Here is a 12,052-nt window from a genome sequence, read left to right as displayed (position 1 = left end):
CAGCCGCCGACCAGGTGGAACAGGCCGTCGACGTGGCCGTGCTCGGCCTCGAGGTGGTCGGCCCAGTCGTGGACTTCCTGCGGGTCGAGCAGGTCGATGACCTGGCCGGTGATCTGCGCGCCGGGGACGGCGGTGCGGACGCCCTCGACGGCCTTGTCCAGGCGCTGCTGGTCGATGTCGGCGCCGATCACGGTGGCGCCGTCGGCGGCCAGGCGGCGCATGGTGGCCTGGCCGGCGGGGCCACTGGCTCCGGCGACGGCGATGACCTTGCCGGCCAGCGGGCGGCCGGTCTCGGTACGGGGTGCGGTGGTCACGCGGCGATCTCCTCGACGTCGGCGCTGGTGATGCCCTTGGTGTCGGCGATGACCCGGCTGAGCTTCTTGGACAGGGCTTCGTAGAACATGCTGAGCGGGAACTCGTCGGGGTGGACGGCGTCGCACAGCGCCTTGCGCAGCGCCTTGTCGTCGGCGAGGTCGAGCGGGAGCGCCTCGGGGCCCTTGGCCCAGGTGGAGGCGGGGTGCGGGGTGAGGTACTTGGAGACCAGCTCGTAGGCGGCGATCCAGTGGGCGGTCTTGGGCCGGTCGATGCCCTCGCGGTAGAGGGTCTCGATCTCGGCGCAGAGCTGGTTGGTGACCTCGGCGACGCGCGACCAGTCGATGGTGAGGCGGTTGTCGCGCCAGCGCAGCGCGTCGTGCTTGTGCAGGTAGGCGAAGAGCAGCTGGCCGCCCATGCCGTCGTAGTTGCGGACGCGGTCGCCGGTGACCGGGAAGCGGAACATCCGGTCGAACAGGACGGCGTACTGGACGTCGCGGCCCTGGGTGTAGCCCTCGGCCTCCAGCTTGACCGACTCCTTGAAGGTGTTCAGGTCGCAGCGGAGCTCTTCGAGGCCGTACATCCAGAACGGGCTGCGCTGCTTGATCATGAACGGGTCGAAGGGCAGGTCGCCGTGGCTGTGGGTGCGGTCGTGGACCAGGTCCCACAGGACGAAGGTCTGCTGGACGCGGTCCTGGTCCTGGAGCAGGCTCGCGGCGTCGGCGGGGATGTCGAGGCCGAGCTGGCGGACGGCGCTGGTGGAGACGGTTCGGAAGCGGGCGGCCTCGCGGTCGCAGAAGATGCCGCCCCAGGTGAAACGTTCCGGCGCTTCGCGGACGGCCACCGTCTCAGGGAACAGCACCGCGGAGTTGGTGTCGTAGCCGGCGGTGAAGTCGTCGAAGGTGATGCCGAGGTAGCCCGGGTTGTCGAAGCGGGTCTTCTCCAGCTCGGCGATCCACTCGGGCCAGACGACCTTCAGCAGGACGGCTTCCAGGTTCCGGTCCGGGTTGCCGTTCTGGGTGTACATCGGGAAGACCACCAGGTGGCCGATGCCGTCGGCGCGGCGCTCCTCGGGCCGGAAGGCCATCAGCGAGTCCAGGAAGTCGGGCTCCCGGTAGCCGGTGTCGGCCCACTTGGCGAGGTCGGCCCGGACGGCGGCGAGGTACTCGGCGTCGTGCGGGAAGTGCGGGGCGAGCTCGGCGACGGCGGCCTGCACGGTCTCGACCAGGGGGTCGACGGTGGGGCGCGGCACGGTCGCGAGATCGATCGAGCCGTCCTTGGACTGCAGGGGACGGAGGGCCTCGACGGCGTCCTTGAGGCGCAGCCAGGCCGGGTGCCCGGCAAGGTCGGCGGTGGGGGTGTCACCCGCGGCCGCGAGAGTCGGCGAAAGATTCTGCATCACAGGCTCACTTCGACAGGAGTTATTTCGACAAGACCACGTTAAATGCGAAAGGTCTTCCGGCTCAAGGGCAACTTGACGGCGGACACTCCAGTTCGTAGCGCGACCGGTGCCGCTCCCTGACGGGATGGATGAAACGGACAGATCCGGCGTCGCTTCCGGTAGGCCCGACCCTGCCCCGCACCCGAACGGCCCGCCACCGGGGGCTTCCGCTCCGTCACCGTCGGCCGCGCGAGGCGCTGCGCCGGGCACTGCTCCACGCCCGGCGCAGGCCCGGCCGCGCCTCGGTGCGCCCCTGTTCACGCCCTGCTGCGCCCGGTCGGGATCGGTGACCGTGGGGTGGCGTGCACATCCGGCCGGAGGGGGAGGCGATGCACGGTCCGGTGCTGGTGAACTGGCTGCTGGCGGCGCTGGCCATGGGCAGCGGCGGCTACTGCGGGTGGCGGGTGCGGCATGCGCGGCGGGCCGGCCGGGCCGCCGCGACGTGCGGGGACGGCCGGTCGGCCCGGCCGGAGTCGGACGTGCTGGAGGCCGCGATGGGTTTGGGGATGGCGGGGATGGCGCTGCTGCCGGGCGTGGCCTGGGGCTGGCCGTACGCGCTGCTGGCGGCGGTGCTGCTGGTGGGTGCGCTGGCCGGGCGCGGCGCGGGGCTGCGGGCGCACCGGCTGCACCACGGGATCGGCGCGCTGGCGATGGCGTACATGGCGCTGGCGATGGCGGGCGGTCCGCCGGGCGGGCACGCCGGGCACCATGCGGGGCCGGCCGGGCTGCCGGTGGTGACGGGGCTGCTGCTGGTGTACTTCGGCGGGTACGCGCTGTGGGAGGGCAGTCGGGTGATCGCGGCGGGCGGTCCGGCGGTGGCGGCGCCGCTGCCGCGGGCCTGTCGGGCGGCGATGGGCATCGGGATGTTCGCGATGCTGCTGACCATGTGAGCCGCCGGCCGGGCCGGGCGGCTGACGGGCCGTCCGAAACCCTGCGGCGACGTGGTGTTGGTCACTGGACGCGCCCGGCCGTTCCCCGTCGGCGTGAGGCGGCATAGGTTGGGGGGAAGCGCATCGCCGCGCCTCGAATCCCGCCTCGGGGAGCCCCTGCCATGACGGCACTGCTGAGCCTGCTGCTGCTCGGACTGCTGCTCGCCACCGTGGCGCCGAGCCGCCTGGCCCGGGCCCGCTGGCCCGAGCGAGAACCGGTGTTGGCCCTGTTGGTGTGGCAGATGCTGGTGGTCGCGGTGCTGCTGTGCTGCGTGCTGAGCCTGCTGCTGGCGAGCGCGGCCGCGCTGCCCGCCTGGCGGGACGTGGTGTTCTCGGGCGCCCCGCACGGAGTGGCGGACGCGTACGGTCTGGCGGGCCGGGAGGGTTGGGGCCGGCTGTCCGCGGCGGTGCTGGCGGCGGGCGGGTTGTGGACGGCGCTGTCGCTGGCCCGGGAGATCCGTTCGGCCCGCGCGGAGCGCGGTCACCGCCATGCGCAACTGGTGCGGCGGGCCCCCGAGTTGCCGGCCTCGCTGCTGCCGCGTCGGCGGGCGGCGGCCAAGGAGCCGCTGGTGGTGCTGGAGAACGTCCGGCCGCAGGCCTGGTCGCTGCCGGGGCCGCGGGCCCGGCTGGTGGTGACCACGGGGGCGCTGCAGCAGCTCTCGGACCGGGAGCTGGCGGCGGTGCTGAGCCACGAGCGGGGCCATGTCCGGGCCCGGCACCACTGGTTGGCGCAGTGTGCGCAGGCGCTGGCGACGGGTTTTCCGGGGGTGGAGGTGTTCTCCGCGTTCCGGGACCAGGTGGCCGTGTTGGTGGAGCTGGCGGCGGACGACCGGGCGGCGCGCCGGCACGGGCGGGTGACCACGGCGCTGGCGCTCGCGGAGTTGAACAGCGAGGTGTTCGCGTCCTGCCCGCCGCGGCAGTTGGCGCAGTCCCCCGCCCGGGTGGACCGGCTGCTGCTGGGCGAGCCCCGGCTGCCGCGGCGGGCCCGACTGGCCTGGACGCTGGCGGCACTGGCCGCGCCCGTGACGGCGGCGCTGATCGCGGCCGCGCCCGGGCTGTCGACGCTGTTCTGAACCCGGACGCCCGGGGGCGCGCGGCCGCCCGGTCAGTCCGACAGCGTCTCGGCGAGGATCCGGCGGTGCACGGGGCGGGCCCTGCGGTAGCGCTCGCGGCCCTCGGCGGTGAGCGTGATGAAGATGCCGCGGCGGTCGTCCTCGCACATCGAGCGCTGGACCAGGCCGGACTTCTCCATCCGGGCGACCAGCCGGGAGAACGCGCTCTGGCTGAGGTGCACGCTGCCGGAGAGCACCTGGGCGCGCGAGCCCGACAGGTGCTCCTCCTGCTCGAACTCCCAGAGGCGCTCCAGCAGTTCGAACTCGCTGACGCCGATCCCGAAGGTCTCGCCGAGCTCGCGGTCTATCGCACAGGACGTGGCCGCGTGGCTGGCCAGCACGGCGCGCCACTTCTCGGCCAGCGCAGTCTCCACCGCGGGGTCACGATCCGGATCTAGGTCGGTCACGCCGCCACGTTAGCACATGCGTACGCATCTGTTGCAGCCGCATTAAATGCACTTGCATCCCATGCACATGCATGTAGCGTACGGTGCCATGACCGACACGCGATGGACCCCGCGCATCTGGGGCGCCCTGGTGGTGCTCTGCGCCGCCATGTTCCTGGACGCCCTCGACGTCTCGATGGTGGGCGTCGCCCTGCCCTCGATCGGCGCCGATCTGCATCTCTCCGATTCCGCCCTGCAGTGGGTGGTGAGCGGCTACGTCCTGGGCTACGGCGGTCTGCTGCTGCTCGGCGGCCGCGCCGCCGATCTGCTCGGCCGTCGCCGGGTCTTCCTGATAGCCCTGGCCGTGTTCGCCGGCGCCTCGCTGCTCGGCGGCCTGGTCGACAGCGGCCCGCTGCTGATCGGCGCCCGCTTCCTGAAGGGCATCAGCGCCGCGTTCACCGCCCCGGCCGGCCTCTCCATCATCACCACCACGTTCGCCGAGGGCCCGGCCCGCAACCGCGCGCTGTCCATCTACACCACCTGCTCCGCCGCCGGCTTCTCGCTCGGCCTGGTCATCAGCGGGCTGCTGACGTCGGCCGGCTGGCGGCTGACGTTCCTGATGCCCGTGCCGATCGCGCTGGTCGCCCTGCTCGCCGGCATCAAGCTGCTCCCCCGTCAGCGCGGCGAGCAGCGCACCTCCGGCGGCTACGACGTGGCGGGCGCGATCACCGGCACCGCCGCCGTCCTGCTGCTGGTCTTCACGGTCACGGAGGCGCAGGGCGTGGGCTGGCTGTCGCTGCGCACGCTCGGCTCGCTGCTGCTGGTGGCGGTGCTGGCCGCGGCCTTCCTGCTGATCGAGGGGCGCACCGCGCACCCGCTGGTGCGGCTCGGCATCTTCCGCAACGCGGGCGTCCGCCGGGCGAATCTGACGGCGCTGACGCTGATGGGCTCCTACGCGGGCTTCCAGTTCGTGGCCACGCTCTACCTGCAGCGGCTGCTCGACTGGTCGGCGCTGGAGACGGCGCTCGGCCTGCTGCCCGGCGGCGCGATCGTCGCCTTCTCGGCCGGCTCGGTCAGCCGGCTGCTCGACCGGTTCGGCCCGGAGCGGGTGCTCCCGGTCGGCGTCGCCTCGATGGCCCTCGGCTACGCGCTCTTCCTCCGGCTGGACGAGCACAGCTCCTTCCTCGGCCTGGTGCTGCCGAGCATGCTGCTGATCGGCGCGGGCTTCGCGCTCGGCTTCCCCTCCATCAATGTGGCCGCCACCAACGGCGTGCCGGACGACGAGCAGGGTCTGGCCTCGGGCCTGGTGAACACCTCGCTCCAGGTCGGCGGCGCGATCGTGCTGGCCGTCACCACCGCGGTGCTCACCGCGGGCACCGGCACCGGCACAGACGCGCACGCCCAACTCGCCGGCTACCGGCCCGCCCTGCTGCTGGTGACGGGCACCACCACGCTCGGGCTGCTGATCGCGCTCACCGGCGCGCTGCGCCGCCGCGCCAAGGCCGCCGCGGAGCCGGTGTCGGTGCCGGACTACCAGTACCGGCCGCTGGAGCAGGAGGTGCTGTCGGAGCGTTGAACACCCGCAGGGCCGGCGCCCGTGAGCCGGGTCCCACGGGCCCATCGCGCAGGGCTGTGAGGGTCGGGGCCGGCTCCACCAAACCCCCGTGTTGGTGGAGCCGGAATGCCGCCCGGTCCGCGCCCGAGGGGGCGGGGCCGACGGCGGCGCAGTCACCATGGCAGCTTGCCGGGCCCCGGTCAATCCGGTTCGCCACCCCGATACCGAACTGCGGCTCGGCGGCCGCTGCGCGGGCCGACCCCTGACGTTCCGTCAGTCCCGGTCGGCCCACGCAGCACCGCCGGGCCCTTTCGTCACTGGCTCTTGAGGATGCCCTGGAGCAGGTCGAGGGTCTGCTGCGGCGTCAGGCTGTCCACGCAGAGCCGCTCCATGACCTGGACGTACTCGTCCACGTCGTCGCGCTTGTCCAGGTACAGCGCGCTGGTGAGCTGCTCAAGGTAGACCACGTCCGGCAGGTCCTGCTCGGGGAAGCGCAGCACCGAGAACGCGCCGCTCTCGCCGGCGTGCGCGCCGAACCGGAAGGGCATCACCTGGAGCACCACGCTGGGGAGTTGAGCGAGGTCCACCAGGTGCTCCAGCTGGGCGCGCATCACCTCGGGGCCGCCGACCGGGCGGCGCAGCGCGGCCTCGTCGATGACGGCCCACAGCTTCGGGCCGCGGCCCTCGGTGAGCAGCTTCTGCCGCCGGGCCCGCAGCGCGACGCGGCGTTCGATCTCGTCGTCGGCGAGCGCGGGCCGGTTCTGCGCGAAGATCGCCCGGGCGTACTCGTCGCACTGGAGCAGGCCGGGGACGAACTGCACCTCGTAGGTGCGGATCAGCGCGGCGGCCTCTTCCAGCCCCATGTAGGTCTGGAACCAGTTCGGCAGGACGTCGTTGTAACTGTGCCACCAGCCGGACTTGTTGGCCTCGCGGACCAGGGCGAGCAGGGTCTCCCGCTCCGCGCCGCCGGACAGCCCGTAGAGGCTGAGCAGATCGGCGACGTCGCGCTCCTTGAAGGAGACCCGGCCGAGTTCCATCCGGCTGATCTTGGACTCCGAGGCGCGGATCGCGTAGCCGGCGTCCTCCCGGCTGATCGCACAACCCTCGCGGAGCCGGCGGAGCTGGGAGCCGAGGAGGATGCGGCGCACCATCGAGCCCCCACCGGGCTGCACTGTGGTCATCTGACCAAACCTCCACTCGGAAAGACCAGTTGCACAGTCTGCCATCACTTGGACGCACTGAGTGCCGGTAGTGATGCGCTCGGCTACCGGTTCTGATGCGCAGACACCATCTTGCACGTGCATCCGGTGCATGCATATGCCAATCACACGACTGCACGTGAATCGACTCTTGCATCTGCCGTGAGCGCAGAGGACCATGGTGCACGTGCACTTGCACGCCCTTGGCAACCCCGCGGGCTCCGCGTCGACAGCTTGCGCGATTCCGCACACCCGTCCCGGCAACGCCCGTGCGTCGCTGGGTACTTGCGTGTGCGCGCAACGGTCGGACGCGGCGGCAGAGCGGCCGAGCGAGTCGGAGGTGACCGGCATGACCCCGGTGGGTCCCGCCGTGTCCGCCCCCTTATGGGAGGAGCTCTTCATGAGCACCGGTACGGCCCTGGCGACCGACCCGCATGTGGTCAGCTGCACACTCGCTCCCCGCTTCGAAGCCGTACGCACCGCGCGGGAGTTCGCCCGGACCACCCTCGAGGACTGGGGCCTCGGCGACCTCTTCGACGATGTCGCCCTGGTGGCTTCGGAGTTGGTGACCAACGCGCTGCGGCACGCACTCGGCCAGCGCGAGCCGTCCCGGGTGCCGACCCAGCTCGCTCCGCAGCTGGCGGCCGGCTCGCTGCCGATCCGGATCAGCCTGGTGCACCGGGCCCCGCAGGTGGTGTGCGCGGTGAGCGACCCGTCCAGCGCCGGCCCGGTCGCCCGGGAGGCCGACTTCGTGGCGGAGTCCGGTCGCGGGCTGCACTTGGTGGACTCCTTCTCACGCTCCTGGGGCTGGCACCCGCTGGCAGGCGCGGGCAAGGTGGTGTGGGCGCTGTTCGACGCCCGCGGACCGGAGACGGCAGCCGAACCCCCGCTGCCGAACCTCGGCCGACACCGCCGCTCCGCCTGACCGCCACTCCCCTTGCTTCTGCGCACGTCCGCCCACTTCTGCACCCGGAAGCCCGACCGCACCGCCCGCCGCCATCGACTCGTCAGGTCGAACGAGGTCGGCCAGGTCGAACAGCCCGACACGCCGAGCAGGCCGGCCGGGACGCCCGGAAAACACGAAGGCCGTCGTGGGATCTCCCACGACGGCCCGGGGGCATCGTCCCTGACACACCGTCAGAGCGCGGTGCCCAGGTGGTCGAACTCCCCGTCCTTCACGCCGAGCAGCATCGCGTCGATCTCCGCGCGGGTGTAGACCAGCGCCGGGCCGTCGGGGAAGCGCGAGTTGCGCATCGCGACGCCGCCCCCCGGCAGCGCGGCGAACTCCACGCAGTTCCCCTTCGAGTTGCTGTACCGGCTCTTCTGCCAGACCACGTCGAGGTCCGCCGCCGCAATGCCGTTGTACGCCTCACCCATTGATTTCTCCCCAGACCCTGGTGAATGCCTCACTTGACGTGATGATAGCTCGGCTGCACGTGCATCAGCATGGGAAATTTCCCGTGCAGAAGACCGTGCCAATGCCGCCACCAAGTCTTCACAGGACCGTAATTGACGGTGCGTAAGGGGACACAGCCGAGCAAATCGACCATCGCCCCATGACCGTCCGCACACGGCCGTCAGCACGTTGTCGATCATCAACGCCCGGTCCCACGCCTCACAGCCAGTCACAACTCGCGCTGTGATGACCGTCACTTCCTGGCGGAAAGCCGCCCGCTGCCGGTATCCGGCTGCAAGGCACGCTGGGCAATGTCCTACGATCTGGCCCATGAGCACCGCAGCCATCCCGGGCGCGCCACTGCCCGTCCGTACGCCAGGCTCCCGTGCGCGGGGGCGCCACCGCCGTCCCGAGCGCCCCGAGATCATGGCCGGTTCGCCTGCCCTGGTGCTGGCGGTTCCGGCCGTCGCCGGGCCGGAGACCCGCCCGGTCGTCGACGAGCTGCTGTCCGTCGTGCGCGGCGACCAGCCGGGCATCGAGGTGACGGCCGCCTACCTGGGCGGCGAGGACGCTCCGACAGTGGTCGAGCTGCTGGGCGCCGCGGCCGAGGCCGGCCTGGCCGCGCCGGTGGTGCTGCCGCTGGTGCCGGGTCCGCACGAGTTCCTGACGGAGCTGCACAAGGCGGCCGCCGAGACCGGCGCCCAGGTGCTGGACCCGCTCGGCCCGCACCCGCTGCTGGCCGAGGCGGTGCACGTGCGCCTGTCCGAGGCGGACCTGGCCCGCGCCGACCGCGCCCGACTGTTCGCGATCGCCACCGCCGCCGACGGCGTGGTGCTGACCACCACCGGTGGTGAGGAGGCCGCGGCCGCGGCCGGTATCACCGGCGTGCTGCTGGCCGCCCGGCTCGCCGTGCCGGTGGTCCCGGCCGCGCTGGACGTGGCCGGTTCGGTCGCCGCGGCCGTCAACCACCTGAAGGCCACTGGCTGCGAGCGCCCGGCGCTGGCTCCGCTGGTGATCGGCCCGGAGGCCGACCCGGAGCTGCTGGCCGCGGCCGCCGAGGAGACCGGCTGCCCGAGCGCCGCCCCGATCGGCGCCTACCCGACGGTGGCCCAGCTGATCGCCTCCAGCTACCTGGCGGCGCTCCCCGAGCCCACCCAGGAGCAGTTGGAGGCCGCCGAGGCCGCCGCCGCCGAGCAGCGCACCACGCCGGGGGCGCACGCGGCGCGCTGACGCGCCGTCCTATGGAACGCGACGGGCGGGAGCGGCGCATCGACGCGCTCCCGCCCGTCGCAGTTTCTCCCCTCCTGTCGGGAGGGGAGCGCTCAGCCGGTGACGCGCCCGGTCCGCGGCGCGCTGTCGGTGAACTTCAGCGCGGGCAGCGCGACCTGACGGGGCGGGGTGGGCGCGGTCGCGGGGCTGGTGGCGGCGTTCCACGGCCCGGCCGCGAGCCCGGGGGCGGGTTTGCCGAGCGCGACGGCCGCCGACTGCCCGGCCTTGCGGAACAGGATCTGTTTGGGGGCGGGCGCGTCCGGGTCGAGCCACAGTTCGGGGCCGTCGCCGAACTCGCAGTCCAGCACTGCGATGTCGTCGGGCTTGCCGTCGGCGGTGGCCCGGAACGCCACGCCGGCCTTGCGGTGGCCGGTGAGCCGGCTGCGGCTCAGGGTGACCTGCTCGCCGTCGAGTTGGTGCTTGAGGGTGACCACGGCGTAGTCGGACTGCCCGGCCGCGTCGATCAGCAGCCCGTCGAACACGGTGCCCTTGTCGCGGCCGAGCGCGTGGACGGCGATCCCGCCGGCGGCGTTGCCGTACAGCACCGAGGCGCGGTAGCCGAAGTCGTTCAGGTAGGCGCCGTGCTCGATGCCCCAGCCGCCGTTGTGGTAGGCGGCGAACCCGGTGACGGTGTGCGGGTGTTCGGAGTTCTGCCAGACGAAGATGCCGTCCTCCAGGTTGTTGTGCGCCAGGCAGTTCTCGAACGTCCACACCCCCTCGCTGTTCTCCGGCCACTCGTACCCGGACGCACCGGTGGCGCCCTGGACGCCGACGGCCACGCAGTCCCGGGCCGTGGAGCCGGTGCCCGCTCCGAGGCTGAAGCCGGTCAGCCGGTAGCCGCGCGGGTTGGGCTCGTACACGGTGCGGGAGGCGACGCACCCCAGGTAGGCGATGTCGTCGGACGGGATCTGCGGGGTGCGGGTGTCGGTGGGGCCGTCCCACCAGTACGCGTCCTCCCAGGTCTGGTGGGAGATGCAGCCGCGGAAGGTGATGCCGTGGCTGTTGTGCGGCACGAACGCGTGGCTGCCGGCGTCGCGGACCACGACGCCCTCGACCACGGTGCCGCGCGAGGTGTCCAGCAGCATGTGGAAGTGCAGCCCGTACCGGCCGAGCACCGGCTCGGTGACGGGCTGCCCGTTCCAGCTCTCCTTCCCGGCGGCGCGCGGTCCGACCCGGCGCAGCGCGGCGTGCCGGAGGTCGGCCGGACGGCTGGACGTCAGGTGGACGTGCGCCCGGCCCTGTTCGGTGCCTTCGACCCGGACGTTGCGGGTCAGGTTGAGCACCTCGGCGCCGAACACCGCACCGCCGCCGGCGCTCACCCGCGGGTGGGCGTGCTGGAGCGGCGCGGTGAGGGTGACGGTCCGGCCGTCGATCCGTTGGACCGTCACCAGGTCGTAGGAGGTGGAGAAGTCCGCGGCGTCGGGCGGGGCGGTCGGGGTGACGGCGAGTTCGTCGCCCGCCTGCCAGCCCTCGGGGTCGGCGGCCAGTCGCACCGTGGTGTCGCCGGCCTTCAACTCGGCGGCGGCGCGCACCCAGGCGGTGCGGGGTGCGCCGTCCAGCCGGAGGTAGCCGCTGCCGGTGACCCACAGGCCGGTGTCGGTGTCGACGACGGTCATGCCGCCGCCCTGGAAGCGGTGTTCGTCGATGTCGGGGAAGCGCAGCGTGTGGGTGTGCGCCGGGTCGGGCGTGAGGGCCAGGACGCCACGGACTTCGACGTTGCCCCCGCTCTCCAGGGTCAGCGAGCGGTCCTTGGCGAACACCAGCGAGCCGCCGGTGTCGATCAGCAGCGAGCCGACCCGGGCGTCGGCGTCCAGCACCACCTTGTCGGTGATCCGCACGGCACTCCCCGGCCCGGGCGCCCTGCCGCCCCACCCCTTGGCGTCCGACCACTTCCGCCCGCTCTCGTCCAGCGCCGCCGGGGCCGCCGTCGGCGGTGGCCCCGCCGCCGTCACCGCCGCCCCGGCCAGCGACTGCCGCAGCGCCACTCCCCCGCCGACCGCCGTCACCGTCCCGACGGCCAGCCAGGTCAGCATCCGCCGCCGCCCCAGCAGCGGCCGCCGGTGCCGCCCGTTCTCCCACTGCTCCACGATGGCCGCCTCCCGAACACCCGCAGGGACTCCGAATCGTCGGGGGCAGCGTACGTCGGCCGCGCATGCCGCGCGCGCATCTTCGGCCCACACTAAGCATTTTGACGTAGCATCAGGAACAATCGTGCGATGCCGATCGAACTCGCGTAGCACCGATTTCCAAGAATATGTCAACTGACTTACCGTCATATACCGTTCGCCTGCGATGCCTCTGTATGCGATCTCGCGCATTCCCAAAGGTCAATGGACACCCGACGACCGACAGATGACTCATTGTCCACTGTTGTCCCGATTGGTCTCTGACGGCTGGTCACGGGATGGTTAAAGTACCCGGCCAGCAGTGGTGGAGGCCCGGTAAAAGTCTCT

11 protein-coding genes (1 of these 11 cut by a window edge) are annotated in these 12,052 nt (G+C 72.4%); 5 read left to right on the top strand and 6 right to left on the bottom strand.

Annotated elements, in window-relative coordinates:
- Both ACI1MP_RS29155 and ACI1MP_RS29150 read right to left on the bottom strand, forming a co-directional pair.
- Nucleotides 1-314: the beginning of an SDR family oxidoreductase gene (locus ACI1MP_RS29155; protein WP_152645122.1), read on the bottom strand. It extends 457 nt beyond the left edge of the window; the window shows 314 of its 771 coding nt (coding positions 1-314); its start codon is at nt 312-314; the stop codon falls past the left edge of the window.
- Entirely contained in the window at nt 311-1,711 is a 1,401-nt protein-coding gene (locus ACI1MP_RS29150) for a DUF6421 family protein (RefSeq protein WP_100586753.1), read from the bottom strand. Before ACI1MP_RS29150 ends, ACI1MP_RS29155 begins: the two co-directional genes overlap by 4 nt.
- A gap of 344 nt (nt 1,712-2,055) precedes the next feature.
- Here ACI1MP_RS29150 and ACI1MP_RS29145 point away from each other — a divergent pair, with 344 nt between their 5' ends.
- Both ACI1MP_RS29145 and ACI1MP_RS29140 read left to right on the top strand, forming a co-directional pair.
- Nucleotides 2,056-2,643, top strand: coding sequence for a DUF5134 domain-containing protein (locus ACI1MP_RS29145; RefSeq protein ID WP_380336539.1), 588 nt, complete (start codon nt 2,056-2,058; stop codon nt 2,641-2,643).
- 161 nt (nt 2,644-2,804) lie between these two features.
- Nucleotides 2,805-3,755: a M56 family metallopeptidase gene (locus tag ACI1MP_RS29140; RefSeq protein WP_404869829.1), complete on the top strand. Its 951-nt coding sequence runs from the start codon at nt 2,805-2,807 to the stop codon at nt 3,753-3,755.
- Nucleotides 3,756-3,787: 32 nt separating this feature from the next.
- Here the strand turns inward: ACI1MP_RS29140 and ACI1MP_RS29135 are convergent, their stop codons facing one another.
- Nucleotides 3,788-4,201, bottom strand: coding sequence for a MarR family winged helix-turn-helix transcriptional regulator (locus ACI1MP_RS29135; protein WP_380336545.1), 414 nt, complete (start codon nt 4,199-4,201; stop codon nt 3,788-3,790).
- A gap of 88 nt (nt 4,202-4,289) precedes the next feature.
- Between ACI1MP_RS29135 and ACI1MP_RS29130 the strand changes: the two genes are divergently transcribed.
- A complete protein-coding gene (locus ACI1MP_RS29130; protein ID WP_404869828.1) occupies nt 4,290-5,756 on the top strand; it encodes an MFS transporter in 1,467 nt (488 codons plus the stop codon).
- Nucleotides 5,757-6,049: 293 nt separating this feature from the next.
- Here the strand turns inward: ACI1MP_RS29130 and ACI1MP_RS29125 are convergent, their stop codons facing one another.
- Nucleotides 6,050-6,916, bottom strand: coding sequence for a helix-turn-helix transcriptional regulator (locus tag ACI1MP_RS29125; RefSeq protein WP_363473156.1), 867 nt, complete (start codon nt 6,914-6,916; stop codon nt 6,050-6,052).
- Nucleotides 6,917-7,334: 418 nt separating this feature from the next.
- On the opposite strand from ACI1MP_RS29125, the gene ACI1MP_RS29120 reads away from it, so the two are divergent.
- Entirely contained in the window at nt 7,335-7,859 is a 525-nt protein-coding gene (locus ACI1MP_RS29120; RefSeq protein WP_404869827.1) for an ATP-binding protein, read from the top strand.
- Between the two features lie 212 nt (nt 7,860-8,071).
- Here ACI1MP_RS29120 and ACI1MP_RS29115 read toward each other — a convergent pair whose 3' ends face one another.
- Nucleotides 8,072-8,311, bottom strand: a complete 240-nt coding sequence (locus tag ACI1MP_RS29115) for a DUF397 domain-containing protein (RefSeq protein ID WP_100586759.1) — start codon at nt 8,309-8,311, stop codon at nt 8,072-8,074.
- Between the two features lie 349 nt (nt 8,312-8,660).
- Here ACI1MP_RS29115 and ACI1MP_RS29110 point away from each other — a divergent pair, with 349 nt between their 5' ends.
- Nucleotides 8,661-9,560, top strand: a complete 900-nt coding sequence (locus ACI1MP_RS29110; RefSeq protein WP_380336553.1) for a hypothetical protein — start codon at nt 8,661-8,663, stop codon at nt 9,558-9,560.
- 92 nt (nt 9,561-9,652) lie between these two features.
- On the opposite strand, the gene ACI1MP_RS29105 is transcribed toward ACI1MP_RS29110, so the two are convergent.
- Complete coding sequence (locus ACI1MP_RS29105) at nt 9,653-11,686, bottom strand: hypothetical protein (protein WP_404869826.1); 2,034 nt, start codon at nt 11,684-11,686, stop codon at nt 9,653-9,655.
- Between the last annotated feature and the right edge of the window lie 366 nt (nt 11,687-12,052).

Source organism: Kitasatospora griseola, assembly GCF_044999035.1.
GTDB lineage: Bacteria > Actinomycetota > Actinomycetes > Streptomycetales > Streptomycetaceae > Kitasatospora > Kitasatospora griseola.
The sequence above is the reverse complement of the archived record's forward strand: the minus strand, read 5'-3'. Positions and strand labels throughout refer to the sequence as shown.